Below are 25,926 nucleotides of genomic sequence, written 5' to 3'. Positions count from 1 at the left end.
ACTGGGCGAAGAAGAGGAGTGATCGATGAAGACCTCAGCAAAACTGCTACTTGCAAGCACCTGCCTGACGCTCAGCGGCTTGGTCAGCGCCGACACCGTAACCATCGCAACCGTCAACAACAGCGACATGATCCGCATGCAGCGGCTGTCCAAGACCTTCGAAGAACAGCATCCAGATATCAAGCTCAATTGGGTCGTGCTCGAAGAGAACGTGTTGCGTCAACGCCTGACCACCGACATCGCCACCAAAGGCGGCCAGTTCGACGTGCTGACCATCGGCATGTACGAAGCCTCGCTCTGGGGCGCCAAAGGCTGGCTGCAAGAGATGAAGGACCTGCCCGCCAGCTACGCGCTGGATGACGTGTTCCCTTCCGTGCGCGATGGTCTGTCGGTCGATGGCAAGCTGTTCGCCCTGCCGTTCTACGCCGAAAGCTCCATGACTTATTACCGTACCGATCTGTTCAAGGCCGCCGGGCTGACCATGCCGGAGCGTCCGACCTGGACGCAGATTGCTGAGTTCGCGGAAAAACTGACCGACAAATCCAAAGAGCAATACGGCATCTGTCTGCGGGGCAAGGCTGGCTGGGGCGAGAACATGGCGCTGATCAGCACCGTCGCCAACTCCTTTGGCGGGCGCTGGTTCGATGAACAGTGGAAACCGCAATTCGATCAGCCGGAATGGAAGAACGCGCTGAATTTCTACGTCAACACCATGAAGAAGTCCGGCCCGCCCGGAGCATCCAGCAACGGTTTCAATGAAAACCTGGCGCTGTTCAACAGTGGCAAATGTGCAATCTGGGTGGATGCCAGCGTCGCCGGTTCTTTCGTCACCGACAAAACCCAAAGCAAGGTTGCCGATAACGTCGGCTTCACCTACGCCCCCCATGAAGTCACTGACAAAGGCTCAGCCTGGCTGTACTCCTGGGCTCTGGCGATCCCTACCAGCGCAAAAAACCAGGCCGATGCCAAGACGTTCAGCAGCTGGGCCACTTCCAAGGAATACGCCACGCTGGTGGCTGACAAGGATGGCGTGTCCAACGTACCGCCGGGCACCCGGGCTTCAACTTACAGCGACGCATACATGAAAGCCGCGCCATTCGCGAAAATCACCCTGGAATCCCTCAAGGCAGTAACGCCCAAGACACCAACGCTCAAGCCCGTGCCTTATGTGGGCATTCAATTGGTGACCATTCCTGAGTTCCAGGCAATCGGGACTTCAGTCGGCCAGCAGTTCTCTGCTGCGCTCGTGGGCACGACCTCAGTTGACGCGGCTCTCGCCGCAGCCCAGACCTCTACGGAGCGGGACATGAAGCGAGCGGGTTATCCGAAGAAATAGTCGTTACTGACTATCGGTCGAGGGACGCTTGTCCCTCGATACTCTGCTCACTTTTGCACCCAGGTTCGGAGCCATCATGAATACCTCAGCCGCCAGTCCGCGCATGGAATCGTCCAGCGACCAACCACAGGCCAAAAAAGGCCATCTGACCAAACCCGGCTGGTTTCTGGTCAGCCCTTCAGTTTTGTTGCTGCTGGTATGGATGATCGTGCCACTGGGCATGACCATCTACTTTTCCCTGATTCGCTATAACCTGCTCAACCCCGGCGAGAACGAATTCGTCGGTCTGGAAAACTTCGAATACTTCGTCACCGACAGCGGCTTTTTGCCGGGCGCCACCAACACCCTGCTGCTGGTGGGCAGCGTGCTGGCGATCAGCGTGATTCTTGGCGTGCTGATCTCGGCATTGCTGGAGGCCAGTGAGTTTTTCGGCCGGGGCATCGTGCGCGTATTGCTGATCTCCCCGTTCTTTATCATGCCCACGGTCAGCGCGCTGATCTGGAAGAACCTGATTTTCCATCCGGTGTCCGGGATTCTCGCCTCGGTCTGGAAGTTCTTTGGCGCTCAGCCCATCGACTGGCTGGCGCATTTTCCCTTGCTGTCGATCATCATTATCGTGTCCTGGCAATGGCTGCCGTTCGCCATCCTGATCCTGATGACCGCCATGCAATCGCTGGATCAGGAACAGAAAGAAGCTGCGCGCCTGGACGGTGCCGGCCCCATCGCGATTTTCTGGCACCTGACGCTGCCGCACCTGGCCCGGCCAATTGCCGTGGTGGTGATGATCGAGACAATCTTCCTGCTTTCGGTGTTCGCGGAAATCTTCACCACCACCAATGGCGGCCCCGGTTTCGCCTCGACCAACCTGGCGTACCTGATCTACAACCAGGCGCTGCTGCAATTCGACGTGGGCATGGCGTCGGCTGGCGGGCTGATTGCCGTGGTCATTGCCAATATTGCCGCGATCATCCTGATTCGGATGATCGGCAAAAACCTCACCGACAAGTCATGAGGGCCCTGCCATGATGACGCTCAAACAATCCCGCCGCCTGCAAAGCGTGCTGCTCGGCACGCTGTGCTGGGCCATTGCGGCGCTGATTTTCTTCCCGATCTTCTGGATGGTACTGACCAGCTTCAAGACCGAGATCGATGCCTTCGCCACGCCACCGCAGTTCATTTTCATGCCAACCCTGGAAAACTACCTGCACATCCAGGAACGCAGCGACTACTTCCACTTTGCCTGGAACTCGGTGCTGATTTCCTTCAGCGCCACGGCGTTGTGCATGCTGATCGCAATTCCAGCCGCCTATTCCATGGCGTTCTTTGAAACCAAGCGCACCAAGAGCACGCTGCTGTGGATGCTCTCTACCAAAATGCTGCCGCCGGTGGGCGTGCTGATGCCTATTTACCTGCTGGCCAAGACCTTTGGCGTGCTGGACTCGCGCATCGCGTTGATCGTGATCTACACCCTGATCAACCTGCCGATTGTGGTCTGGATGATTTACACCTATTTCAAGGACATTCCCGGCGAAATCCTCGAAGCGTCAAGGCTGGACGGCGCCAGCACCCGTCAGGAGATCTTCAAGGTACTGATCCCGATCTGCAAAGGCGGTCTGGCCTCAACAGCGCTGCTGTCGTTGATTCTGTGCTGGAACGAGGCGTTCTGGTCGCTGAACCTGACCTCATCGAACGCCGCGCCCTTGACTGCATTGATCGCCTCCTACTCCAGCCCCGAAGGGTTGTTCTGGGCCAAGCTTTCGGCGGTGTCGACCCTGGCCTGTGCGCCGATCCTGATCTTCGGCTGGATCAGCCAGAAACAACTGGTGCGTGGCTTGTCCTTCGGCGCAGTGAAATAGACCTGTACCCCTTTCAAGAATAAGAGTGAAACCGCTATGGCTAATCTCACTATCAGAAATCTGCAAAAAGGCTTCGACGGCCACCAGATAATCAAGGGCATCGACCTGGACGTGAACGACCGTGAGTTCGTCGTCTTCGTCGGTCCGTCTGGCTGCGGCAAATCCACCCTGCTGCGTTTGATCGCCGGTCTGGAAGACGTAACTTCCGGGACCATCGAACTGGATGGCCGTGATATCACTCAGGTGACCCCGGCCAAACGTGACCTGGCCATGGTGTTTCAGACCTACGCCTTGTATCCGCACATGACCGTGGGCAAGAACCTGTCGTTTGCCTTGGACCTCGCAGGTGGCGACAAGGCCGAGATCAAACGCAAAGTCGACGAAGCCGCGCGCATTCTTGAACTCGGCCCGCTGCTGGAGCGCAAACCCAAGCAGCTCTCTGGTGGCCAGCGCCAACGTGTTGCCATCGGCCGCGCCATCGTGCGCAACCCGAAAATCTTTCTGTTTGACGAACCGCTGTCCAACCTTGATGCGGCGTTGCGAGTGCAGACCCGCCTGGAATTGTCGCGTCTGCATAAAGAGCTGCAAGCGACGATGATCTACGTGACCCACGATCAAGTGGAGGCCATGACCCTGGCCGACAAAGTGGTGGTGCTCAACGGCGGCAAGGTCGAGCAGGTTGGCTCTCCCTTGGAGCTGTATCACCACCCGGCCAATCTGTTTGTCGCCGGTTTTCTCGGCACGCCGAAAATGGGCTTTCTCAAGGGCAAGGTCAGCCGTGTCGAGGCCGGCGGCTGCGAAGTCGAACTGGACGCCGGCACGCGCATCAGCCTGCCGTTCACCAATGCACACATGAGCGTGGGCAATCCGGTCACACTGGGCATCCGTCCGGAACACCTGAATCTCGCCAGGGAAGGCGATTGCCAGTTGCAGGTCATCGCCGACGTCAGCGAACGACTGGGCAGCGACACGTATTGCCATGTGCGCACTCACGCCGGTGAGATGCTGACCATGCGTATTCGTGGCGACCTGGCCAGCCAGTATGGCGAGACGCTCAATCTGCATCTGGATAGCGCGCACTGTCATTTATTCGACGCCCAAGGGCTGGTAATTGCCAAAGCCTTGCAGGTTGCCGCCTAAGTCTTAGAGATCGCCACCATGAAACTGAACAAGCAGAATCTGTCCCAACTGGGAGAAACCATTGCCCTCCCGGCCTACTCTCCGGCCGCGACACGGCAGGGCATCGCCCATATCGGCGTCGGCGGTTTCCATCGGGCGCATCAGGCGTTTTATACCGATGCCTTGATGAACACCGGCGAAGGTCACGACTGGAGCATCTGCGGCATCGGCCTGCGTCCGGAAGATCGCGCCGTGCATGACGCGCTGGTCGAACAGGATTTTCTCTACACGCTGTACGAACTGGGCGATACCCCGGACACCGAAACCCGGGTGATTGGCGCCATCAGCGGCATGTTGCTGGCAGAAGACGGCATCCAAGCCTTGATTGACAAACTGGCCAGCCCGCAGATCCGTATCGTCTCGCTGACCATCACCGAAGGCGGCTACTGTATCGACGACAGTAATGGCGAGTTCATGGCGCATTTGCCGCAGATTCAGTACGACCTCGCCAACCCGGACCAACCGAAAACCGTGTTCGGCCTGCTCTGCGCGGCCCTGAGCAAGCGCCGCGCCAGCGGTACGCCCGCCTTCACCGTGATGTCTTGCGATAACCTGCCGCACAACGGCGCGGTTGCGCGCAAGGCGCTGCTGGCATTTGCCGCGCTGCGCGATGCGGATCTGCACGACTGGATCGCCGAACAGGTGAGCTTCCCCAACGCCATGGTCGACCGAATTACGCCCATGACCAGTTCGGCGCATCGCTTGCAACTGGCGGATGACAAAGGCATCGACGACGCCTGGCCGGTGGTGTGTGAACCCTTCGTGCAATGGGTGCTGGAAGACAAATTCGTGGACGGGCGGCCGGCCTGGGAAAAGGTCGGCGTACAGTTCACCGATGACGTGACCCCCTACGAGGAAATGAAGATCAAGCTGCTCAACGGCAGCCATCTGGCGCTGACCTATCTGGGCGCGCTCAAAGGCTATCGCTTCGTTCACGAAACCATGAACGACCCGCTGTTTGTGCAGTACATCCGCACTTATATGGACCTGGACGTCACGCCACAGCTGGCATCGGTGCCCGGAATCGATCTGGAAGGCTACAAAGACACTCTGATCGAGCGCTTTTCCAACCAGGCGATTGCCGACCAGTTGGAGCGGGTTTGCTCCGACGGCTCCTCGAAATTTCCCAAGTTCACCGTGCCGACCATCAACCGTCTGATTCTCGATCAAGGCAATCTTGAGCGGGCGTCACTGGTCGTCGCGGCCTGGGCGGTGTATCTGCAACGCAGCGAAGGTGAAAATGGCGTGCCTTATACCGTTGTCGATCCGCGTGCCACGTTCTGCAAGGCACTGGTGGCCGATGACGTCCTGATCACTCAACGCTTGCTGGAAGTCGAAGAAATTTTCGGCAATGCCATCCCGCAGTCCGCCGAGTTCATTGCCGCCTTTGAGCACAATCTCAACAGCCTGAAGGAACTGGGGGTCAGCAAGACTCTGGAAAACCTGTTGGCCCAAACCGTCTGAGGCGCCCATGTTTCTCGGAATCGATTGCGGCACCCAAGGCACCAAGGCCATTGTGCTCGACGCCGTCAGCGGCAAGGTGTTGGGCCAGGGCTCTGCTGCCCACAGCATGATCAGTGGCGCCAACGGGCTCCGCGAACAGGACGTGCAACAATGGCTCGACGCTTTCGCGCAGGCCACCCAGGAAGCACTGATTCAGGCAGGCATTTCCGGCGCCGAAATTCTGGGGATCGGCGTTTCCGGTCAGCAACATGGTCTGGTGTTACTCGACAGCCAGGGCCAGGTGTTACGCCCGGCCAAACTCTGGTGCGACACCGAAACCGCCCCGGAAAACGATCGATTGCTTGAGTATCTGGGCGGCGAAAGCGGTTCACTGGCGCGGCTGGGAGTCGCCATTGCGCCGGGTTATACGGTGTCCAAACTCTTGTGGACTCTGGAGCAACATCCCGGCGTATTTGCCCAGATCGACAAGATTCTGTTGCCCCATGACTATCTCAACTACTGGCTGACCGGCCGTTACTGCAGCGAATACGGCGACGCATCGGGGACCGGCTATTTCAATGTACGCACCCGGGACTGGGATCTACCGCTTTTGGAGCACATCGACCCCAGCGGCCGCTTGTGCCGGGCACTGCCCGAGTTGCTGGAAGCGCAGCAACCGGTCGGACAGATCTTGCCGCACATCGCGCAGTTGCTGGAACTTAACCCTTCGGCGCTGGTTTCCAGCGGCGGCGGCGACAACATGATGGGCGCTATCGGCACCGGCAACATTCAACCGGGGGCGATCACCATGAGTCTCGGCTCATCCGGCACGGTGTACGCCTTCGCCGATCAACCCCAGGTCAGCGAACAGCCTTCAGTCGCGACCTTCTGTTCGTCATCCGGTGGCTGGCTGCCGCTGATTTGCACGATGAATCTGACCAATGCCAGCAGCGCCATTCGCGAACTGTTGGGGCTGGATATCGCAGCCTTCAACGAGGCGGTCAGCCAGGCACCGATCGGCGCCGAGGGTGTGCTGATGCTGCCGTTCCTCAATGGCGAGCGCGTGCCCGCCCTGCCCCACGCCACCGGCAGTATTCTGGGCCTGGACAGCACCAACCTGACCCGGGCCAATCTCAGTCGTGCCGTGGTCGAAGGCACCACATTCGGCTTGCGCTACGGCCTGGACTTGTTGCGCGCCAACGGCATACGCAGCGAGAACATTCGCCTGATCGGCGGCGGCGCGAAAAGTGCGGTGTGGCGGCAGATCGTCGCGGACATCATGAACACTCCGGTAATCTGCACCGAACACAGCGAGGCCGCGGCACTCGGGGCGGCGATTCAGGCCGCCTGGTGTTTTTCCCAGGCGACTCACGGCGAGCAAACCCTCGAGCAGTTGTGTACGCGTTGCGTCAGCCTGGATTCGGCCAGTGAAACCCGTCCACACGCGCAAAACGTCGCGGCTTATCAACGCGTCTATGAGCACTATCGCAGCCAGCTGCAGGTCGGTTGACGGCGCTGGCGCACTATTTTCAGGGAGCACCTATGTATCTGGTTTGTGGCGAAGCGCTGTTCGATTTTTTCAGCCAGCCAGGCAGCGCTGGCAAGAGCAACACACTGGGCTTCCAGGCGATTGCCGGAGGCTCGCCCTTCAACGTCGCCGTCGGCTTGCGCAGGCTGGGTGTGGACTCCGGTTTCTTTGCCGGCCTGTCAACGGACTATCTCGGCCGGCGCCTGCGCACCGTGCTGGATGAAGAAGGCGTCCGTGCGGACTATCTGGTGGATTTCGACGCACCCACGACGCTGGCAATGGTTGCCGTGAGTGCCGACGGTTCGCCCCACTACAGTTTTCGCGGCGAGGGCTGCGCGGACCGACAATTGCGACTCGGCGATCTGCCGGAACTGAGCGACGAAGTGCGCGGCATCCACGTGGGTTCGTTTTCCCTGGTGGTACAGCCGATAGCCGATACCTTGCTGGCGCTGGTGGTACGGGAAAGTGACCGGCGCTTGATTACGCTGGACCCTAACGTACGCCTCAACCCGGCCCCGGACATCGTCCGCTGGCGCGAGCAGATTGGCGCCTTTGCCGAGCATGCGCACATTATTAAGGTCAGCGACGAAGACCTGGCGCTGCTCTATCCGGGGCGCAGTCCTGAAGACATCGCGCAAAGCTGGCTTGGCAAGCGCTGCCAACTGGTCGTCCTGACGCGCGGCACTCAGGGCGCAAGCATCTTCACCCGCCAGCACGGTACATGGTCGATTCCAGCGGAGACGGTGATTACTGCCGACACCGTTGGCGCGGGCGATACCTTTCAGGCAGCGCTGATAACCTTCCTCACCGAGCGCCAACTCGACAGCCCTGCCAGCTTGCCTTCGTTGACCCGGGAAACGCTGGACGAAATGCTCAGATTCGCAGTAAAAGCCGCAGCACTGACCTGCACCAAGGTCGGTCCGGATTTACCGTATCGGCAGCAGTTGGGGTAATTTCGCGCGGCAAACACGCGGACCGTTGGAGCGAGGCTTGCCCGCGAATCAGGCGACGCGGTAGGCCAGACCCACCACGTTATCGTTCTTCGCGGACAAGCCTCGCTCCAACGAGACCGCGCTTGCTCAGAAAAGCCTTAGACCAGCGCCAACCTGGCCGCCAGGATCTTGCCGTTGATATCGGCAGTCGCTGTTTGTTGCTGTTCTTTCAAAGCGGCTTGAAGCTTGTTATCAACGGACAATTTCTGCTCCGGCGACATGGCTTCGTACTCTTCCTTGCTCACCCCTGTCAGCTTCTCGCGCATCTGCTCGGCAGGCGACAGATTCATGAAGTCCATGAATTGCTGTTGTGCCGAGGAAGTCGAAGACGTCGCTGCAGCCACATCGGCCTCGCTGGTCACGGCTGAATCCTTGGCCGCAATGCTGGTATCAACAGCAATAGGCGTAAATGCGGCTTGCGCATCCGTCGTCTGCGTCGACGCCTTCAGGTTCACCAATAACTTGGCGAACGCTTCGTCGAAGGTTGAATCCTTGCTGCTGTCGCTGGTGTTCTCGCTGACCGCGTCCACGGCCGGAACCGGACTGGCCGCTGCAACCGGAACGGCAAATGCGTCCTTGGACACATCCTCCTGGGTCTTGCGCCCTACCACTTGTGATACCAAGTGATGGAGCGTGCTGATGCTGGCTGTATTCATCGCTCACCTCCTGCTGCAAAGTGCAGTACGCATAACGCAGCAAAACCAGTGCCACTTCACGAACTTCGCTACAGGCCTTTGATTACGCGGTCTCACCGTTGCGTCTGCGACTCTCCAGGCAGTGAGAGCGGCAAAGGGCAACCACAAGTGGCAGCGCACTGCCGCACGCTCACTGGGCGAGATCATTACTCAGGAGCAATTGCTCCTGCGGCAACGGTACGGAGAAGTAATAGCCCTGCGCCTGACCCGCGCCGATTTCACGCAGCAGATCGAGAGTCGCTTCGTCTTCCACGCCTTCCGCCACAACGGTCAGATCCAGAGACTGCGCCATTCGCACAATGGCCCGCACGATAGCCCGGCTGCGCGCACTGGTGGTGAGTTCAAGAATGAACGACTTGTCGATTTTCAAACCACTGAAGTGATATTGATGGACGTAGCTGAGCGAGGAGAAGCCCGCGCCGAAATCATCCAGCACCACTGACATGCCATGGTCGGCAAGGTGTTTCATGGATTGCCGGGCGAGTTCCGGCTCGGCAACCAGCGCACCTTCAGTCAACTCCAGGCAAATCCTCGACGGGGCAACGTCGTAACGTTGCAACATGGCGAGTAGTTCCCCGGCAAACTCCGGACGGGTAATGCTGTAGCTGGAGCAGTTCACATGAACGGTCGGCCAGTGGCTGTTGGTCGGCTGCGCCAGAATGGCGATGACACACTGCAACATGTACTGATCCAAACGTCCGATCAGGCGCAAGCCTTCCAGAGCCGGCAGAAAATGCCCAGGGGCAACCACTCGCCCATCAGGCTGGCGCCAGCGAATCAGTGCTTCGAGGGCCAGTATCTTACCGGTTTCAATGCTGATGATTGGCTGGAAATACGGTATCAGCTCGTCGGTGCGCTTGAGCGCATTGCGCAATGCGCCTTCCTGCTCGACCTGGTCGGACACTTCCCGGCGCAGCTCCTGATTGAACACCGCAAAGCTGTCACGCCCGCCATTCTTGACCCGGTACATGGCCATATCGGCGTCGCGCAGCAGGTCCGTGGGCTCCTGATGGAATTGACTGTCGGCGCCGACGATACCGATGCTGCACGAGGAAAACACCGCATGCGCGTCCACACGAAACGGCAGATCGAAGGCTTGGAGAATTCGCTGGGCAATACCAACGGCCCTATCCAGCGTCGCGCTGACTGCCAGCACGGCAAACTCGTCGCCGCCCAACCGCGCCAGCAAATCGCTCTCACGCATGCAGCTGCGCAGGCGGTCCGCTGCCTGAGTCAGCAGCAGGTCGCCGAAATGATGCCCAAGGCTGTCATTGACCAGCTTGAAGCGGTCCAGGTCGATGAACATCACCACCATCGGCTGGTCGTGGTCGCGGAAATCCTGCCAGGCGGCATGCAGGCGCTGCTGCAGATGGGTGCGATTGGGCAGACCCGTCAGGGAATCGTGCGAGTTCTCGTGCTGCAATCTGGCATTGACCTGATCGAGTTCGCGAGTACGGTCGCGAACTCTGGCTTCCAGGCGCAGATTGTCAGTGTGTACAGCCTCGGCGGCGCTGCGTCGGGACAGCGCGGTGTCGATATGGCGCGAAACAAAGGTCAGCAGTTCCTGATCACGCAATGAATAGCTCACCAGCGGCGAATAACTTTGCACCGCGAGCACACCGCGAACGTCATCACCTTCGAACAGCGGTATCCCCAACCAGGACGATGATCGATTGTCCTCGTTACCTATTTCGATCTCGCCAACAGCTTCAAGGCGCAGGGCATCGTCACTGTCGATCAGGCAGGCACGCCGTTGACGGATCACATATTCGGTATAGCCACGCTGGCCCCGCCGTGGCAACGGCCGCTTGGTCAATCGCTCGTCAACGTAGTAGGGAAAGGTCACTTCGCAGGTCGCGGTGTCATACAGCGCGATATAGAAGTTCAGCGCAACCAGCAACTCGCCAACAATCAAATGCAGACTGTGAAACAGCTCAGCCATGTCTCCCGGCTGGCTCGATAGCTCGGCAATCTGAAACAAAGCGCTCTGCAAATGTTCGGCGCGCTCACGATCGAGCACTTCCTGACGCAACGCGGCGTTGAGCGCGGACAACTCCTGGGTGCGCAACAGCACGGTTCGTTCGAGGTCTGCGCGGTGCAGAATACGATCCAGCGCCATGGCTACATGACGCGCAACGGCCTGGAACAACACGCGATCTTCTGCGCTGTAGACCCGCGACACGTCATAAACCTGCATAGCCAGCATGCCGAAGACATCGTCGGAAGCATTTCTGAGGGGTGCCCCCATCCAGAACTCGGGCCGATGACCAAGGCAAAAAAACTTCTCTTCCTGGCTGGCACGTTCGATATCCGCCGCATCGACGAACAGCGGCTGACCACTGGTCAAGACATAGCCGGTCATCGATATCTGGGACGGGTCCAGGTATTCGTGCGCTTCAGGCTCAAGAGCATCGACATCGGTGATATCGACGTAATAGGGATAGGTGATTTTGCCGGTGCCCGCATCGTAAAGGGCCAGGTAAAAGTTTTCAGCGTCGATAAGCGTGGCGAGTTCTTTGTGTACGCCTTCCAGAAACGCGCCGCGATGCCGGGTCGTGCTGGCCAGATAAGTGATCTCGTATAACACTCGCTGGGTAATCTGCGCTCGCGCCAACGCCTGGGTCTGCAATTGGTAGCCAACCTGCAAAGCCAGAGTGGCCAGCTCCGGGTTCGCGTACTGCTCTTGAGGAGCCAGCAACCAGCCCAGCGCCTCCTCGCCTCTGCCGGCAGGCCAGCGGTGCAATCGCCGAGTCCGGCACAGCACGTCGAGCTGACTGGCCTGGAGACTGGCTGGCCAATCGAGCGCGGGTAGTGCCGATCCGTGTCCCAACAAATACATGGGTTCGCCAGCACCGTAAACGGCCCAAGGGACATCCGCCACCTGGCTTTTGGCAGCCAGGAGCAGCGTCTCGATAGTGACCTGACTCGCTATGGGGGTTAACGCTTCCATGCTCGCAATCAATTCCGCTGCTGCACCTTTGCCATGGTCGGGACGCCTCTGGTCATGGGCCAAGGGAGGTACGTTCATGAAAGCTCCATAACCAGAAACCGCAAGGGCTTATATTCGCGGCGGGTGTTGGGCGGCGCAAGCGGGATATTCGATTGACCTGTAAGAAAGTTGAGTTATTTCACTTCTCTATCACTCACGGGCAAAACAATGTCGTAAATGAGTATGAAAGTCGTCGGTGCTTGTCAGGCTGCACCTGCGCTTTGGGTGTTATTCCGGAATGGGTGTCGGCAACGCTTCCCCTGCGAAGTACGCCGCCAGGTTGCTCAACGTCAGGTCCGCCATCGCCTGGCGAGTATCCTGAGTCGCGCTGGCCATATGCGGCGTCAGCAATACGTTATCCAGGCCCAGCAAATCCGGATGAACCTGCGGCTCGTTCTCGAAAACGTCCAGCCCTGCGGCGTAGATGCGCTTGTCCCGCAGCGCGGCAGCCAACGCGCCTTCATTGATCACACTGCCGCGCCCGACGTTGATCAGAATGCCCTGCGGGCCCAAGGCATTCAGAACCTCAGTGTCGACCAGATGCAGCGTCTCTTCACCGCCGCCCACTGCGATCACCAGGAAATCCACTGCCGCAGCGAGCTCAACGACTGAGGCAAAAAAGTCATAAGGCACGTCCTGAGGCTTGCGACCGGTGTAAGCGATGCGCATGTCGAACCCCGCCGCACGACGCGCGATTGCTTTGCCGATACGGCCAAGACCGATGATGCCCAATCGGGCACCGCTGACTTTCCGGGTAAAAGGAAACGGCCCGTCGGACCATGCTCCGGCGCGTACGAAGCGGTCAGCGTCGGCGGTGCGACGCCCGATGCCCAACAGCAATGCCATGGCGAAATCAGCGACATCGTCGGTAAGCACGTCCGGCGTATGCGTCACACGGATGCCCCGCTCCCTGGCGGCCTGGACATCCACGCCGTCGTAACCCACGCCGAATACCACGATAATTTCCAGCTCGGGCAGTTTTTCAATCAACTCACGACTGACCCGGGATTCACCATTGGCCAACAGCGCGCGAACGCTGAATGCGTTGGCGGGCAGGTCCGCAGGGTTTTCCGTGGCGTCAATTACGTCGTACTGGGCATACAAACGCTCATTGAGCAAATCCGGCAGCCGGGCAATTTTAAGCACGTGAGATTTCATCAACATTCCCTTGAATAACAGGTTGAGCAACCGTAGGAGTTTTCCCCGTTCCGAGATAAATCCCCAGAACACCGCCTGCCAGCAACGCCCCGGCAACCAGCAGCAAGGCATAGTCGTAGTTGTCGGTAACATCCTTGATCCAGCCCATGGCAGGCGGTAAACCCAGTCCGGCCAGGTTGGCAATGGAGTTGATCAAGGCAATGGAAACAGCCGCCGCAGGGCCGGAGAGGTATTCAGTAGTGGTTGCCCAGAACACTGGCGTCGCCGCCCAGTTGAGGCCTACGGCCAGTACCAGCATCCCGTAGGAAAGCCATTGATTACCGCTGAACACCGCCAACGCCAACAGCACGCCAGCGCCCAGCAACGGCCCACCCAAGTGCCAGCCACGCTCGCCCGATTTGTCCGAGTGACGGCCGTTGAAGTACATGAAAATACAGGCGACGAAGAATGGCAGCGCCGACATGACGCTCACGGTGAAGGAGCCCTGCTTCGATACCGACTGTACGATCAGCGGTAGAAACAGCGTGATCCCGATGGTGCCAAACGCCTGGAGCAACCAGAACAGGCTGAGCAGCCAAACCCGGCGATTGCGGAACGCAACGTGCCAGGCGTCTTTATGAGAAATCGGTGTCGTGGCCTGCTCGGCGGCAATCGTGCGCGCCAGCCATTTCTTCTGCGCCGCATCCAGCCAGTGGGTGCTTTCCGGCGAGTCCGGGAGATAACGCAGCACAACAATGCCCAGTACTACCGCCGGAATACCCTCAAGCAGGAACAGCCAACGCCAGCCGCTGACGCCAAAGATCCCGTCCATGTGCAGGAATGCCCCGGACAGCGGCAACCCGATCACTGAAGCCAGCGCTGCGCCAATGTAGAAAAACGACATGGCTCTGGCGCGATCAGTCTTTGGATACCACTGGGACAGGTAATAGATGATACCGGGCGTGAAACCGGCCTCCGCTGCGCCTAATAACAGGCGCATGACGTAAAGCTGATTGGCGGTCTGCACCAGGCACATCCCCGCGGCAACGATGCCCCAGGTGATCATGATCCTGGCGATCCAGCGCCGCGCGCCGACCTTGGTAAGGATCAGACTGCTGGGCACTTCAAGCAGGATGTAGGTGAGGAAGAACAGTCCTACGCCCAGCCCGTACATGCGTGCGGTCAGGCCCAGGTCAGCGTTCATTTGCAGTGCAGCGACGGAGATATTCGATTTGTCGATGTAAGCGACCATGTAGAGCAGCATCAGAAACGGAATCAACTTCAAGTTGAGTCTTCCGATGGTGCTGGCATGCAGGCCAGTCTCGATGGGATTGGACATAAACAGCCCTCTGTTGTCTTTTTTGTCTTTATTGTCGGGACCACTGGCCTTGAAGGCACCAGTCGGCGAAACCGTTGCAAGCGACCTTAGACGAGATGTTTATATATTTCAATATATGAATTTACATCCCATTATATGGGATGTGATTTACGGCAGGATTTGTTATTGGGTGTAAGCTCCAATCTCCTCGATCGACTCACAGGTAAAATCCGTTATGAGCTTTCTACTCGGCAAGTCATTGCGCGGCATGCTTTTGTCCACCGCGGTACTGACATCTTGTCTGTTGGGCGCCAGCCAGAGCGTTGCGCAGGATGCTCCGGCACCAAGAGTGGGCGTGCGTGGGACGATCTCTGCGATTGAAGGTGACGTGTTGAAGGTCCGCACCAATCGAGGTGAAGATCTGACCGTCAATCTGCTGAAGGAAACCCAGGTTCGCGGGGTCACGCTGGCGCAGGTCGCTGACATCAAACCGGGCAGTTACATCGGCTCGGCCGCCGTTCCGCTGCCCGACGGCACACTCAAGGCGCTGGAAATCCACGTCTTCCCCCCGGAAATGGCCGGCACCGGAGATGGGCACCGCCCGTTTGATCTGGCCAAGGACAGCACCATGACCAATGGTGCGGTGGGCGATCTGGTCACCAGCAACGGGCGCTCAATCACGGTGAACTACAAGGGCGGGCAGAAGACGATTGTCATTCCTGAGGACGTGCCAATTGTAAATCTGGTTCCGGGGGACAGAAGTTTGTTGAAGCCAGGGGTTAAGGTTGTGATGTTTGCCCAGAAGGCCGCAGATGGCAGCTTGTCGGCACAGGCTATATCTGCAGGCAAGGACGGCGTGACGCCGCCGATGTAGCCCGCTTTTATAACGGCGCTGCGGGCTCGGTGTGGATATCAGAAATACCGAGCAGCAGCGCCTGCCGCACAATCTCGTCGGGCGCTGAATCAGCAGAAGGCATGATCAGGCTGTTTTCCGAATCGCCGAAGTGCAACTGCAATAGATGCAATGCAGCGACATGCGCGGGCAGCGCGGCAGCGGTCAGTTCGAACGACTGTTCCCGCTGCTCGCCATTGAATCGATAAGCGACCAGGTGCGTATAAAGCTCAGCCATAAGACCTCGCTCAGCCCAAAGCCAGGCCGAAATGATCCGAGCGCTTGAGGAAAGCGGCCAGGCGACCGAACGAGGTACTTTGGCGCATGGACGCCGCCTCCCAAACCGGACCTGTCGTCTGGTGGGAGTAAACCATACCCATCATCACTGAAGTGGAGTCGTCCAGCTCTACCATCAACGCATTTGCCTGACTTTGAAAATCGTTGCGAAGCGTCATAACAGTTCCATCCATTCAAGCGTACTTCGTAGCCGATGGCAGCTTTGCGACTGCCCTGTAATTGATATGGACACTCGCAGTCGTGGATTGGCAGAAGTTGTCCGACAACCGGTCACTACCGGCCGTAACGCGCCCGCCTGCTCTATTCCGCACGCTGCAGACGACTGCAATTTCCTGTTACTCAAGTGAGTCAGCGCTTCGTCCCCGTGCGCTTGACACGCACTTTTTTGGGGCGCGGAATCATTCTTCTCGTTGAAAACAGGGAGATATCACATGGCTAAGATCAAAGTATTAGCGGGTGACTTTCTTCAGGGTGATGGGGAGTATATTTCCGGCGCAATCAGAATCGAGACGCCCCTGCATCCTTGGCCTGGTATTCAGATTCCGGGCAAGGCACTCAAATCGGTAGCAATCGCCAGCCAGGCATCCAGTAAAAAAGTAGAAGACGCGATTGGCCTGGGACTCGCAGGCGCCCTGATGTTGGGCCCTATGGGCGCAGCGGCGGGTCTCATCCTGGCCGGGGAAGAAACAGAAGTCACGTTCTGGGCAACATTAAAGGATGGCAGAAAGTTCCTGGCAGCCACGGATGACCAGACTTATCGCAGGATCGCCGGCTCCGTAGCGAAACCGGATTTCTTCAGCAGTCATGAATAGATGGTTGATGGCGAAAGCCATCCCGGCAGCAAACTGCCCAGAGCGATTTCACCAGCCCGGTCTTCCACCGGGCTTTTTTTCGAAAACAAATATGCACCGCACTTGGCATCATTAATGCTCTGACAATGAATGTGAAGGATTTATGACAGTGAATTTATAGCAGTGGATTCATGACGGCGAAATGACTGATTTACCTTCGAGCACAGCACGTACAAGCAAAAACGACCCGCAGTGACCATTGGTCGTGTGAAAAGGTAGAGCAGATATGAAAGAACGAGCGACAGTGATTTGCAAGCGCGACGGCATGATTCTCTATGTGCGCAAACCGAAATCAAGATGGGCATTGCCTGGCGGTAAAATCGAAAGCGGTGAGACGCCCGAACAAGCAGCGATTCGGGAACTCAGCGAGGAAACCGGTTTGGAGGATCTTGAATTGATCTATCTGGCCGAATACGGAAAAGACAAAATCATTCATCACATTTTCATGGCAGAGGTCTCGGCGTCTGCCAAGCCTTTGCCGCAAAATGAAATTGCGGCCTGCAAGTGGCTGCACATGAAAAACGTCAGCGAACTCAATGCCAGCTCGGCCACCAAAGCCATCGTAAAGTCCTACGCCAGGCAAGCGGGTTGAAATAAACCCGCTCCCAGACGCATGTCATCGCTTATGCGATTTCATGTCGGATTGCCATGTTCAGACCACTGCCGGACAGAACATGAGCCAACGATCAGAAACGGAAGGCTTGGCGACCAATCAGCAACCACTTCCCACCCTGCTTCTGCCAGATCTGGAAGTTCTCGATCTCGGTTGGCACCAGTTTTCCGCTGTTGATGGCCTGAGCGGAGAAGTGATTGCGAACCAGCGCAGTGTCGTTGGACAGGGTAATTTTCTGATTGAGCATCTTCAGTTCCTGAAACGCGCTTTTGCCTGTCTCGATATCGGAGATAAACGCTTTCTTGTCCTGAATGGTGCCGCTGGAGTGACCATAAGTCAGGTTGTCCGCCGTCAGCGCCTGCAGTTCGGCTATGTCCTTGTGCCACATCGCTTGGGTCAGCTTATCTACCGCCTTTTCGACGTCAGCTTCGTCAGAGGCGTGAGCGGTGGCTACGTAGCCGCCGAACAGACACAAAAAACCGAGCAGCAGTTTGTAGTTCTTCATTGATGATTCCTTATTGTTGTGATGACGCAGAGATGCAACAGATTTATACGACGTCATACAACATAGCAGATCCGATGAAGGTGACAAGGGCCAGCGCACACGCCAGACAGCTATGTCGGCGGGATCGTCGCAAGGAGGGCGATTCCAATGGTCAACACCAGAAATCCAATCATGAAAAACGCGAGCTTGGCCATCATGTCTCCTACTCAATGACAGGTTGTCGGCCAAGCCAACTCGAAACCCCCGAACGTTGATCAGGGGCCCAAGCGACTTGGCGCAACCATTGTCAGAGCGGAGCAGATTTCGAAACAGATGCAGGTGACAAGAATAAATGCAGTTCACGTGGAGCGAGCGTGGCGGATGAGCGGGTATTGCGACTTGAGAATCCGGTCGTGAAGATCGTTTTCTCAAATGCCCCCCCACAAAGAAGGGCCAACCTTTCGGTTGGCCCTTCCAGACCTCCCAGCAGAGAGCTAATGCAATCAGAGCAAGCATGCACCCATAGCTGCGTTAATTTATCTTGAGTGCGACATGGCCCTGATTGTTGTCGTAGCAATTCCAGGCATCATTGGCATAAGCGTATAAGTACCCCGAGCGTTTCGGTGTGTAGGTGCAACCGAGTCCAATCACAAACGTCTCGGGTTTTCTCAGATATCCCTTCCCATCCACTCCATCACTGTTGGCAATGGCACCCACCAGACAAAACCACGGGTAAGGTTCGTGGCGCTTGGTCAGGTGGAAATTGGCATCGGAGTTGTTGAAGACCTTGCCGTACAACGTCTCTACTTTCCCCCAGGCGCTGCTTAGCAAATGCGCCAACTCTGCGGGCTGGAAATTCCCGTCAGCCGTTCCCTCGGGACCACAGCGCACTGAACCATCCAACCACTCACCAGACGCACTGAACCTGTAGGTCACGCCGGCCTGTAGCCATACACCCGTTTCGTTCCAGGCTATGCGCGATGAAATGTCCAGTGCAAGAGGTAGCGGCGGCTCGAACTGGCGCGCCCTGCGATAGGGAGATTGACTGATGGGTGGGTCCTGTTGGCGCTGCAAAGCGGAAGAGTGAAAGCTTGTTGTTTCATCTGTGAGATGCGAAATACTTCGAGGTAGCGTGGGTAAAACACCGAATACACCATCACAGGAGTCATGCATCATGTCGTGGTAGTCCGGTTTGATCTGCGCAACTGCCTTGTTAAATTCAAGCCCGCATTGCGCGGCCTCTTCGATCATCCATTTCAATGCGCCATCGGCCAGACCATTCTCACGGTAACCGCCACCTACGTCCGAATGTACTCCGGGGAACCAGAGTTGCTTGAGGTCACGCGCTGGAGGTACATCGGTCCAGAGCGTCGGTTGAAACGATGCCCGCCTTTCGTCCATCGCCAGGGCGTGTCGGGCAGTGCGTACTGCGTCGTGCAGCGTGGTGTCATGAAACGTGTAGCGATTGCGGTCGTCCAGTAGATTCAGCAGCGCCATATCATCCGGTATACCTAGCGCCCCCACCGTGTCCCAGACACCGATAAACCGAATGGGTATGTCCGCATCTGCAGAGTTGTGAAACGTCCAGCCCCGGTCATCCCAATCTGCGCGAGTCTCCAGCTTGCGCCGGTACCCGAGCTTGAGCAGTGATTCGATGCGAGTCCAAACTTCGTTAGGCTCCAGGTCTCGTATCTTCAACAACCCGCAATGGCCGATGAACCCGCACAGGCTTCGCACCGTATAGGCACCGCGGCTAAAGCCAAAAAGGAAAATATCGTCGCCAGGTGAGTAGCTGTAACACAGCTTCTGATAGGCGCTTTTGATGTACTGGTCCAGCCCTGCCCCGGTGCCACCGCCAAGCTTCTTGTCCCACCACTTGCCCGAGGTCCCCACGCCGGGATGGTAGTAATATTCCTGTCGCTGCCCGAGTTCATCCGCTTCGGCCAAAGTATTGTAAAGCCGGACTACGTTGGTAGGGGCTGGAACGCCCTTATCCAGCTGATCAGGGGTATTCCAGGTGCCGTCGCAGCAAATCACAATGTTTGCCATGGGGGTTCCTTGCCTGCTCGAGCCAGGCTGTAAGGATTGACGTTATTCCCCATGCACGAACTGATGGATGTACCGACACATAACACCAACAGCGACTGTAATCTTATCGAGTACGCCTATCTAACGTGGTCACCTGCCACCTCGAACATGGAGGAGTGTGCTGACCACTTATATCCAGCGATAGATAGATTCAAGTTTAGGCAGTAGCGGGCGTCAAGGGTGTGTAGGTCCTCGACGACGGGGATTTGCAAAGGTTTTGCAAATCGCAGACAACAAAAAAAGGCCCACCTTTCGGTGAGCCCTTCTAGACCGGCAGCAGGACCGGATTTTGTTTGGTAGGCGCGACTGGACTCGAACCAGCGACCCCCACCATGTCAAGGTGGTGCTCTAACCAACTGAGCTACGCGCCTGCTGTGGGTCGGCATTCTACGGATATCTAAATGTGTGTCAACACCTTTTTTCACGCTAACTCTATGAATATGCGTATTTTTTAGGATTTCCGGTTTTCCCCTTTAATCCGTCGCTGGCTGGTGCAGTTTTTTGATCTCCGGTAGGATCGGGCCATTCGTAAAATATATTAAACGGAGGTTAAAGGATGGCGAACACTCTTTATCCGCAGTCGTATTACGCAGCTTCGGCCAATTCAGCCCCTCCTCGCCCGCAATTGCAGGGCGAGGTGGAAACAGACGTGTGTGTGATTGGCGCGGGATATACCGGTTTGTCCAGCGCGCTCTTTCTGCTGGAACACGGCTTTCGGGTAACGGTGCTGGAGGCGGCCAAGGTTGGCTTTGGCGCGTCGGGCCGCAATGGTGGACAGATCGTCAACAGTTACAGCCGTGATATCGATGTTATCGAGCGCACAGTCGGGCCTGGGCAGGCGCAGCTGCTGGGGCAGATGGCATTCGAGGGCGCTACGATCATTCGTGATCGGGTTGCCAGGTATCAGATCCAGTGCGATTTGAAGGATGGCGGTGTCTTCGCCGCGCTGACACCCAAGCAAATGGGCCACCTTGAAGCGCAGAAGCGGCTTTGGGAACGCTACGGGCACACTCAGCTGGAACTCATGGATCAAGCCCGTATTCGGGAAGTGGTGGCATGCGACCAATACATAGGCGGCATGCTCGACATGAGTGGTGGGCACATCCATCCGTTGAATCTTGCGCTGGGGGAAGCTGCTGCGGTGGAATCTTTGGGCGGCACGATTTATGAACAATCGGCTGCCATTCGCATCGAGCGAGGCGCCAACCCTGTGGTGCATACCTCCGAGGGCAAGGTTCGCGCCAAGTTCATCATTGTCGCGGGCAATGCGTATCTGGGTAATCTCGTCCCGGAACTGGCCGCCAAGTCCATGCCCTGCGGCACGCAAGTCATTACCACCGAACCCTTGAGCGACGAGCTGGCGAAGACACTTCTGCCGCAGGATTACTGCGTCGAAGACTGTAATTATCTGCTGGACTACTATCGTCTTTCTGCGGACAAACGCCTGATCTTTGGTGGCGGCGTTGTGTATGGCGCCCGTGATCCGGCCAACATCGAAGCGATCATCCGGCCAAAGATGCTCAAGGCTTTTCCGCAACTCAAGGACGTGAAGATTGACTACGCCTGGACCGGGAATTTCTTGTTGACGCTATCCCGCCTGCCTCAGGTCGGGCGGCTTGGCGACAATATTTATTATTCGCAGGGTTGCAGCGGTCATGGCGTGACGTATACGCATCTGGCGGGCAAGGTGCTGGCCGAAGCGTTGCGCGGTCAGGCCGAACGCTATGATGCATTCGCCGGACTGCCGCACTACCCTTTCCCCGGTGGCAAGTTGATGCGTACGCCACTGACTGCTCTAGGCGCTTGGTATTACGGCCTGAGAGACAAGCTGGGTTTTTGATGCATCGAGGGCGGCGCCTTGCACCACCCTAACTCAGTTAGCGGCCTGGCGTGCCTTCAATGTCTTGATGGCCTCGCCGGCTGCCTGTTCCTGACCCGCCTGGGCCAGATCGTCCGCTGCCTCTATCCATCGCGGTTCGTTCAGGTTGGCAGGCAGCTGACGCGGACTTTGTATTAACACCGCCCAACTTCCCGCATTTTCCCAGGCCGATGAGAAACTGCTGAAACTCATCATGAGCCGACGGTTCATGCCCGCATGCAGCAACACCGTCTGCTTGATCCGGTTGTAGCCCACCAGCACGGCGTAGCGCGGCTCTTTCAGGACGGTGCCCTCGGAAAAGCGCAGCATGACCGGATACCCGGCGGAAATTTGCGTCAGCAGCGATTGCAAGCCGTCATCCAGGGGATACACGAGGAAACCATACTCGCGTGCCAGCTTCGGCATACTTTGCTCAAGCCTGCCCTCGCCGCCCGGCAGTTGCAGCGGCTTGTCGAGCAAACCCGGAGTTATCTGGACCCGCTGATTCGCCAACATGCTGGCCAGTGCGCCAGGTCCGCTTTGATAAGCATTGCCGCGAAAGAACGGTACGTTATTGAGCTCAACCCGGTCCGGCAGCCGCTGGATTTCAGGCGTAAGGGCTGAAGCACAGCCGACCAGGCTCAAGACAACGGCAACAGCCAGAACTTTCCATTTCGTGCCAACCATGGGTGATCGGAGGAATACCGGTAGCATGTTCACTCACTTCAACAGACGTCGGCCACCTGCGGCCTGACTCGAACGCCGATCATAGGGCGACACAGCGCACGGGTATAGCCTGATAGCGCAGTCAGTGCGGCTGGCTATGCCAAATTGATCCTGGGTTCGAGACCATTGGTCAATTTACCGAAACATGCCGAGTACTAGACTGTCGATTAGAAGGACTGGATAGAAAGCAAGTCCGTGGAGGACTTATGAGCCTGGGAATGACAATCGTGATGCTGATCGCCGCATGGATGGCTGTTGCCACCGCCATGCTCTGGGGTGTGATGCGAATTTCTCGTCGTCATCATCACCGTGAGACGGGTGTTGCACCTGTCAAACGCGAAAAGCCACGAAAAGGCCCCCACGCGGCGGCCCATTGATCTCAACGTGAAAAGGTCGGCGGCGGATATCAACCGCGCCGACCTCTTCAGTTACTGCGTCTCTGATGCTTGAGCCGCTTCTCGCTTGAGCCTGGCCCGGCGCGACAGCATGTTCAAACCCTCGATCAATGCCGAGAAGGTCATGGCTGCGTAGACGTAGCCTTTAGGCACGTGAGCACCGAAGCCTTCGGCGATCAGCGTCATGCCGATCATAATCAGGAAGCCCAGCGCCAGCATCACCACGGTTGGGTTGTCGTTGATGAACTTCGCCAGCGGGTCCGCAGCGACCAGCATTACGACCACGGCACTGATCACAGCGATTATCATGATTGGCAAGTGCTCGGTCATGCCCACAGCGGTCACGATGCTGTCGATGGAAAACACCAGGTCGAGCATCAGAATCTGACCGATCGCAGCCGCCATACCCAAGGTTAGGGTCGACTCGATCTTCTTTTCGGCCTCGGTCTTGATGTCCACGCTATGGTGGATTTCTGTAGTCGCTTTCCACACCAGAAACAGGCCACCGGCGATCAGGATCATGTCCTTCCACGAAAACGTCTGGCCAAACACTTCGATGACCGGCTCGGTAAGCTGCACGATGTACGCCACAGTGCTAAGCAGGCCCAGACGCAGGAACAACGCCATGCCGATACCCAGCCTGCGTGCTTTCTGCTGCTGATGCACCGGCAATTTGTTGGTCAGAATCGAAATAAAGATCAGGTTATCGATCCCGAGTACGATTTCCATGACGACCAGAGTCGCCAACGCGACCCAGGCCGCCGGGCTTGTTGCGAGTTCTAACAGGTATTCCATAGTGATGCCCTGGTTCAGTTAAAAACGAATTCAGATTTCTTGATTGGCTTTATCAGTCTTGTCGCGCGGCTTGGGTTGCGCCATGGAAAGATCCTGTTTGGCATCGTCAAGCGCTTTGGTGGCGGCCTTCTGCGTATCGTCGATGGCCTGTTTGGCAGAATCGGCGGCGGTATTCAACAGTTGTTTGGTGGATGTTTCGACCTGATCACAACCGGCCAAAAACAAGAGAGGAAGCGTGAACAGTGCGATGCGCAAAGGTTTGATCATGGGGTGCCTCATGAGATTAGCCGGACGCGTTGACTCGGTCCGGCGATAGGGGCGCATTCTAGTCAGGCAGATAGTTCAGGAAAATTCGTATTTTCAAGGCGTATACTTCGGCGATAACGAATCGGGAAACTTCATGCTGAATTATCGACAGTTGCATTACTTCTGGGTCGTGGCCAAAACCGGCAGCATTGTTCGCGCCTGCGACCAGTTGAACCTGACCCCGCAAACCATCAGCGGTCAGATCAGCCTGCTGGAGCAGACCTTGGGTGTCGATTTGTTCCAGCGGGTCGGACGCCAGCTGGAACTGACCGAAGCCGGTCGACTTGCCCTGCCCTACGCCGAGCAAATGTTTCAGCTGGGCAATGAGCTTGAAGCAATGCTGCGTGCGCAGCCGGACGAGCAGCAAATTCTGTTTCGCGTCGGCGTGGCCGATGTGGTGCCCAAATCGATCGTCTATCGGCTTATCGCGCCCACCATGGAGTTGCAGGAGCCGATGCGCATCAGTTGCCGCGAGGACAAACTGGAACGGTTGCTGGCCGATCTGGCAATCCAGCGCCTTGATCTGGTGATTTCCGATAGTCCGATGCCCTCACACCTGGACATTAAAGGTTACAGCCAGAAACTGGGTGAGTGCGGCATCAGCTTTTTCGCGACGCCAGAACTGGCCCAGCGCTATGGCAAAAACTTCCCCGCCAGCATGCAGGGAGCGCCGTTGCTGATTCCAGGACAGGAAACCGTCGTACGCAGCAGGTTGATGCGCTGGTTTGCGGATCAGAATGTACAGCCACGCATTGTCGGGGAGTTCGACGACAGCGCGCTGATGAAGGCTTTCGGCAAGTCAGGCAGCGGCATATTCGTAGCGCCCAGCGTGATTGCCGATGAGGTGCAGGCGCAATACGGCGTCGAGCTGCTCGGCCAGACTGATGCCGTGACCGAGTCGTTCTACGCCATTTCCGTAGAACGCAAGGTCAAGCACCCGGGCATTATCGCGATCACCGAAAGTGCCCGGCACAAGCTGTTCACCGACGCCGTCTAGGTGCAGAGCGGTTTGGGTCTGGCGGTCATCAAGATCAGTGCGAGGACAATCGACAAGAGGATGATCCCCGCAGCAGCGAAGCCCAGGCTACCCAGCCCCAGATGGTCGATGACCCGGCCGCCGATAATTGCGCCAATCCCGATGCCCAGATTGGCGCCAGCAATATTCAGCGACGCGGCGAATGCCGGGGCGTGAGGTGCGACCTTCATCAGCCGCACATGGCTGACCAGGAACAGCGCCGATTGGGTGACGCCCCACATGGCAAGTGCCAACGCCAAACCTAATGTCGAATGGATGGAGGGCACCACGGCGACCATGCCGGTGATCATAAAGGCGCAGAACACCAGGCTGGCAATCAATGGATGACGGTCTACGGCGCGTCCGCCCAAGGAGTTGCCAAGCAGCCCGACTGCGCCAAAACCCATCAGGCACCAGCCAACCACTGTGCCGTTGAACCCCGCCAGGCTTTCAAGAATGTCGGCAAGATAGGTGTAAGCAGTAAACATGCCGCTGAACACCAGCACCGAGAGCAGGACATGCCCGAGCATTAACGGGCTACGCAGGATGCGCAACTGACTCAACAGCGACACCGGGTCTTTATGCTGAGGGGTTGCAGGCAGATAAACCGCCAGGAGCAAGGCTTTGACGAAGGCCACCAGCGACAGCAACGCAAAAGCGCTGCGCCAGCCAAACGCATCGGAGATCAGCGTACCGACTGGAATCCCGAACACTGTGGCGCAAACGATGCCGAAGCCGATCCTGGCGATGGCGCGGCCAGCGTGGGCCGGGCCGACGATATTCACTGCGGTCTCACTGGCCAGCGCCCAGAATACCGGCAGACCCAGGGCGGGAATAAGGCGCGCGATGGCCATCACGGTGATATTCGGCGCCAGCGCCGCCACAGCGTTGGAAAGGCCGAACATGATCAGGATGGTGACGAATAAACGCTTGCGTTCGAAGCGTGAAAAGTACGCCGTCAAGAACGGCCCGAACGCAGCAACGGTGAAGGCAAACAAGGTCACCAGCAAGCCAGCCTGAGACACCGTGACGTCCAGATCCCGAGCAATCGCTGGCAGCAAGCCGACAATGATGAACTCCGTCGTCAGCACCGTGAAACCGGCCGCTGACAACAGAAAAATAGGCAACAACAT

25 protein-coding genes and 1 tRNA gene are annotated in these 25,926 nt (G+C 57.6%); 13 read left to right on the top strand and 13 right to left on the bottom strand.

The features are described 5' to 3' along the window. Positions 1–25 precede the first annotated feature (25 nt). The 7 genes from AFK24_RS23780 to AFK24_RS23750 all read left to right on the top strand — a co-directional run bounded on the left by AFK24_RS23780 (position 26) and on the right by AFK24_RS23750 (position 8,295). Positions 26–1,336, top strand: a complete 1,311-nt coding sequence (locus AFK24_RS23780) for an ABC transporter substrate-binding protein (RefSeq protein ID WP_065835559.1) — start codon at positions 26–28, stop codon at positions 1,334–1,336. 103 nt (positions 1,337–1,439) lie between these two features. After that, positions 1,440–2,348 (top strand): carbohydrate ABC transporter permease, encoded by a 909-nt coding sequence (locus AFK24_RS23775; RefSeq protein ID WP_240500452.1) that lies wholly within the window; start codon positions 1,440–1,442, stop codon positions 2,346–2,348. A gap of 10 nt (positions 2,349–2,358) precedes the next feature. Then, positions 2,359–3,192, top strand: a complete 834-nt coding sequence (locus AFK24_RS23770) for a carbohydrate ABC transporter permease (protein ID WP_065835557.1) — start codon at positions 2,359–2,361, stop codon at positions 3,190–3,192. Between the two features lie 36 nt (positions 3,193–3,228). Then, complete coding sequence (locus tag AFK24_RS23765; protein WP_065835556.1) at positions 3,229–4,332, top strand: ABC transporter ATP-binding protein; 1,104 nt, start codon at positions 3,229–3,231, stop codon at positions 4,330–4,332. Positions 4,333–4,350: 18 nt separating this feature from the next. Next, complete coding sequence (locus AFK24_RS23760; RefSeq protein WP_065835555.1) at positions 4,351–5,835, top strand: mannitol dehydrogenase family protein; 1,485 nt, start codon at positions 4,351–4,353, stop codon at positions 5,833–5,835. A gap of 7 nt (positions 5,836–5,842) precedes the next feature. Next, positions 5,843–7,324 (top strand): xylulokinase, encoded by a 1,482-nt coding sequence (gene xylB / locus AFK24_RS23755; RefSeq protein ID WP_065835554.1) that lies wholly within the window; start codon positions 5,843–5,845, stop codon positions 7,322–7,324. A gap of 32 nt (positions 7,325–7,356) precedes the next feature. Further along, on the top strand, positions 7,357–8,295 hold the full coding sequence (locus AFK24_RS23750) for a carbohydrate kinase family protein (protein ID WP_065835553.1): 939 nt from the start codon (positions 7,357–7,359) through the stop codon (positions 8,293–8,295). A 137-nt stretch (positions 8,296–8,432) separates the two neighbouring features. On the opposite strand, the gene AFK24_RS23745 is transcribed toward AFK24_RS23750, so the two are convergent. From AFK24_RS23745 to AFK24_RS23730, 4 genes are all read right to left on the bottom strand, one after another. Then, positions 8,433–8,990, bottom strand: a complete 558-nt coding sequence (locus AFK24_RS23745) for a hypothetical protein (protein WP_065835552.1) — start codon at positions 8,988–8,990, stop codon at positions 8,433–8,435. Positions 8,991–9,159: 169 nt separating this feature from the next. Next, on the bottom strand, positions 9,160–12,057 hold the full coding sequence (locus tag AFK24_RS23740; protein WP_065835551.1) for a sensor domain-containing phosphodiesterase: 2,898 nt from the start codon (positions 12,055–12,057) through the stop codon (positions 9,160–9,162). A 189-nt stretch (positions 12,058–12,246) separates the two neighbouring features. Next, entirely contained in the window at positions 12,247–13,176 is a 930-nt protein-coding gene (locus AFK24_RS23735) for a 2-hydroxyacid dehydrogenase (protein WP_065835550.1), read from the bottom strand. Beyond that, positions 13,157–14,494 (bottom strand): MFS transporter, encoded by a 1,338-nt coding sequence (locus AFK24_RS23730; protein WP_065835549.1) that lies wholly within the window; start codon positions 14,492–14,494, stop codon positions 13,157–13,159. The genes AFK24_RS23735 and AFK24_RS23730 overlap by 20 nt, the downstream gene beginning before the upstream one ends. Positions 14,495–14,741: 247 nt before the next feature. Here AFK24_RS23730 and AFK24_RS23725 point away from each other — a divergent pair, with 247 nt between their 5' ends. Further along, positions 14,742–15,347: a hypothetical protein gene (locus AFK24_RS23725; RefSeq protein ID WP_139110574.1), complete on the top strand. Its 606-nt coding sequence runs from the start codon at positions 14,742–14,744 to the stop codon at positions 15,345–15,347. A gap of 7 nt (positions 15,348–15,354) precedes the next feature. Here the strand turns inward: AFK24_RS23725 and AFK24_RS23720 are convergent, their stop codons facing one another. Together AFK24_RS23720 and AFK24_RS23715 are read right to left on the bottom strand one after the other, a co-directional pair. Next, complete coding sequence (locus AFK24_RS23720; protein WP_065835547.1) at positions 15,355–15,603, bottom strand: hypothetical protein; 249 nt, start codon at positions 15,601–15,603, stop codon at positions 15,355–15,357. 10 nt (positions 15,604–15,613) lie between these two features. Further along, positions 15,614–15,820 carry a hypothetical protein gene (locus AFK24_RS23715; protein WP_065835546.1) on the bottom strand — a complete coding sequence of 69 codons (207 nt, stop codon included), beginning with the start codon at positions 15,818–15,820 and terminating at the stop codon, positions 15,614–15,616. Between the two features lie 273 nt (positions 15,821–16,093). On the opposite strand from AFK24_RS23715, the gene AFK24_RS23710 reads away from it, so the two are divergent. Both AFK24_RS23710 and AFK24_RS23705 read left to right on the top strand, forming a co-directional pair. Next, positions 16,094–16,474 (top strand): hypothetical protein, encoded by a 381-nt coding sequence (locus AFK24_RS23710; protein ID WP_065835545.1) that lies wholly within the window; start codon positions 16,094–16,096, stop codon positions 16,472–16,474. A gap of 265 nt (positions 16,475–16,739) precedes the next feature. Continuing rightward, a complete protein-coding gene (locus AFK24_RS23705) occupies positions 16,740–17,105 on the top strand; it encodes an NUDIX hydrolase (RefSeq protein WP_065835544.1) in 366 nt (121 codons plus the stop codon). Positions 17,106–17,199: 94 nt separating this feature from the next. On the opposite strand, the gene AFK24_RS23700 is transcribed toward AFK24_RS23705, so the two are convergent. From AFK24_RS23700 to AFK24_RS23690, 3 genes are all read right to left on the bottom strand, one after another. Further along, a complete protein-coding gene (locus AFK24_RS23700) occupies positions 17,200–17,631 on the bottom strand; it encodes a nuclear transport factor 2 family protein (protein WP_065835543.1) in 432 nt (143 codons plus the stop codon). Positions 17,632–18,141: 510 nt separating this feature from the next. Further along, positions 18,142–19,659, bottom strand: a complete 1,518-nt coding sequence (locus AFK24_RS23695; RefSeq protein WP_065835542.1) for a DUF2235 domain-containing protein — start codon at positions 19,657–19,659, stop codon at positions 18,142–18,144. A 333-nt stretch (positions 19,660–19,992) separates the two neighbouring features. Beyond that, a tRNA-Val gene (locus AFK24_RS23690) sits at positions 19,993–20,069 on the bottom strand. 185 nt (positions 20,070–20,254) lie between these two features. Between AFK24_RS23690 and AFK24_RS23685 the strand changes: the two genes are divergently transcribed. Further along, on the top strand, positions 20,255–21,538 hold the full coding sequence (locus AFK24_RS23685) for an NAD(P)/FAD-dependent oxidoreductase (RefSeq protein WP_065835541.1): 1,284 nt from the start codon (positions 20,255–20,257) through the stop codon (positions 21,536–21,538). Between the two features lie 33 nt (positions 21,539–21,571). Here the strand turns inward: AFK24_RS23685 and AFK24_RS23680 are convergent, their stop codons facing one another. After that, a complete protein-coding gene (locus AFK24_RS23680) occupies positions 21,572–22,270 on the bottom strand; it encodes a hypothetical protein (RefSeq protein WP_065835540.1) in 699 nt (232 codons plus the stop codon). 218 nt (positions 22,271–22,488) lie between these two features. On the opposite strand from AFK24_RS23680, the gene AFK24_RS31260 reads away from it, so the two are divergent. After that, positions 22,489–22,659: a hypothetical protein gene (locus AFK24_RS31260; protein WP_170826387.1), complete on the top strand. Its 171-nt coding sequence runs from the start codon at positions 22,489–22,491 to the stop codon at positions 22,657–22,659. Positions 22,660–22,710: 51 nt separating this feature from the next. On the opposite strand, the gene AFK24_RS23675 is transcribed toward AFK24_RS31260, so the two are convergent. Both AFK24_RS23675 and AFK24_RS23670 read right to left on the bottom strand, forming a co-directional pair. Beyond that, positions 22,711–23,472 (bottom strand): TerC family protein, encoded by a 762-nt coding sequence (locus tag AFK24_RS23675; protein WP_065835539.1) that lies wholly within the window; start codon positions 23,470–23,472, stop codon positions 22,711–22,713. Between the two features lie 30 nt (positions 23,473–23,502). Beyond that, positions 23,503–23,739 (bottom strand): hypothetical protein, encoded by a 237-nt coding sequence (locus tag AFK24_RS23670; RefSeq protein WP_065835538.1) that lies wholly within the window; start codon positions 23,737–23,739, stop codon positions 23,503–23,505. A 133-nt stretch (positions 23,740–23,872) separates the two neighbouring features. Here AFK24_RS23670 and nhaR point away from each other — a divergent pair, with 133 nt between their 5' ends. Next, a complete protein-coding gene (gene nhaR / locus AFK24_RS23665) occupies positions 23,873–24,775 on the top strand; it encodes a transcriptional activator NhaR (RefSeq protein WP_065835537.1) in 903 nt (300 codons plus the stop codon). Here nhaR and AFK24_RS23660 read toward each other — a convergent pair. Next, positions 24,772–25,926 carry an MFS transporter gene (locus tag AFK24_RS23660; protein ID WP_065835536.1) on the bottom strand — a complete coding sequence of 385 codons (1,155 nt, stop codon included), beginning with the start codon at positions 25,924–25,926 and terminating at the stop codon, positions 24,772–24,774. The genes nhaR and AFK24_RS23660 overlap by 4 nt on opposite strands.

The sequence above is a fragment of the Pseudomonas syringae genome (assembly GCF_001698815.1).
In the GTDB taxonomy this organism is placed as follows: Bacteria; Pseudomonadota; Gammaproteobacteria; order Pseudomonadales; family Pseudomonadaceae; genus Aquipseudomonas; species Aquipseudomonas syringae_A.
Note: the sequence above shows the minus strand (reverse complement) of the source record. Positions and strands in the feature narration are given on the sequence as shown.

Bases quoted from the DNA above. Each gene is read 5' to 3' on its own strand.
- AFK24_RS23780 (WP_065835559.1), top strand. From the start codon at position 26: ATGAAGACCTCAGCAAAACTGCTACTTGCAAGCACCTGCCTGACGCTC.
- AFK24_RS23775 (WP_240500452.1), top strand. From the start codon at position 1,440: ATGGAATCGTCCAGCGACCAACCACAGGCCAAAAAAGGCCATCTGACC.
- AFK24_RS23770 (WP_065835557.1), top strand. From the start codon at position 2,359: ATGATGACGCTCAAACAATCCCGCCGCCTGCAAAGCGTGCTGCTCGGC.
- AFK24_RS23765 (WP_065835556.1), top strand. From the start codon at position 3,229: ATGGCTAATCTCACTATCAGAAATCTGCAAAAAGGCTTCGACGGCCAC.
- AFK24_RS23760 (WP_065835555.1), top strand. From the start codon at position 4,351: ATGAAACTGAACAAGCAGAATCTGTCCCAACTGGGAGAAACCATTGCC.
- xylB (WP_065835554.1), top strand. From the start codon at position 5,843: ATGTTTCTCGGAATCGATTGCGGCACCCAAGGCACCAAGGCCATTGTG.
- AFK24_RS23750 (WP_065835553.1), top strand. From the start codon at position 7,357: ATGTATCTGGTTTGTGGCGAAGCGCTGTTCGATTTTTTCAGCCAGCCA.
- AFK24_RS23745 (WP_065835552.1), bottom strand. From the start codon at position 8,990: ATGAATACAGCCAGCATCAGCACGCTCCATCACTTGGTATCACAAGTG.
- AFK24_RS23740 (WP_065835551.1), bottom strand. From the start codon at position 12,057: ATGAACGTACCTCCCTTGGCCCATGACCAGAGGCGTCCCGACCATGGC.
- AFK24_RS23735 (WP_065835550.1), bottom strand. From the start codon at position 13,176: ATGAAATCTCACGTGCTTAAAATTGCCCGGCTGCCGGATTTGCTCAAT.
- AFK24_RS23730 (WP_065835549.1), bottom strand. From the start codon at position 14,494: ATGTCCAATCCCATCGAGACTGGCCTGCATGCCAGCACCATCGGAAGA.
- AFK24_RS23725 (WP_139110574.1), top strand. From the start codon at position 14,742: ATGCTTTTGTCCACCGCGGTACTGACATCTTGTCTGTTGGGCGCCAGC.
- AFK24_RS23720 (WP_065835547.1), bottom strand. From the start codon at position 15,603: ATGGCTGAGCTTTATACGCACCTGGTCGCTTATCGATTCAATGGCGAG.
- AFK24_RS23715 (WP_065835546.1), bottom strand. From the start codon at position 15,820: ATGACGCTTCGCAACGATTTTCAAAGTCAGGCAAATGCGTTGATGGTA.
- AFK24_RS23710 (WP_065835545.1), top strand. From the start codon at position 16,094: ATGGCTAAGATCAAAGTATTAGCGGGTGACTTTCTTCAGGGTGATGGG.
- AFK24_RS23705 (WP_065835544.1), top strand. From the start codon at position 16,740: ATGAAAGAACGAGCGACAGTGATTTGCAAGCGCGACGGCATGATTCTC.
- AFK24_RS23700 (WP_065835543.1), bottom strand. From the start codon at position 17,631: ATGAAGAACTACAAACTGCTGCTCGGTTTTTTGTGTCTGTTCGGCGGC.
- AFK24_RS23695 (WP_065835542.1), bottom strand. From the start codon at position 19,659: ATGGCAAACATTGTGATTTGCTGCGACGGCACCTGGAATACCCCTGAT.
- AFK24_RS23685 (WP_065835541.1), top strand. From the start codon at position 20,255: ATGGCGAACACTCTTTATCCGCAGTCGTATTACGCAGCTTCGGCCAAT.
- AFK24_RS23680 (WP_065835540.1), bottom strand. From the start codon at position 22,270: ATGCTACCGGTATTCCTCCGATCACCCATGGTTGGCACGAAATGGAAA.
- AFK24_RS31260 (WP_170826387.1), top strand. From the start codon at position 22,489: ATGAGCCTGGGAATGACAATCGTGATGCTGATCGCCGCATGGATGGCT.
- AFK24_RS23675 (WP_065835539.1), bottom strand. From the start codon at position 23,472: ATGGAATACCTGTTAGAACTCGCAACAAGCCCGGCGGCCTGGGTCGCG.
- AFK24_RS23670 (WP_065835538.1), bottom strand. From the start codon at position 23,739: ATGATCAAACCTTTGCGCATCGCACTGTTCACGCTTCCTCTCTTGTTT.
- nhaR (WP_065835537.1), top strand. From the start codon at position 23,873: ATGCTGAATTATCGACAGTTGCATTACTTCTGGGTCGTGGCCAAAACC.
- AFK24_RS23660 (WP_065835536.1), bottom strand. From the start codon at position 25,926: ATGTTGTTGCCTATTTTTCTGTTGTCAGCGGCCGGTTTCACGGTGCTG.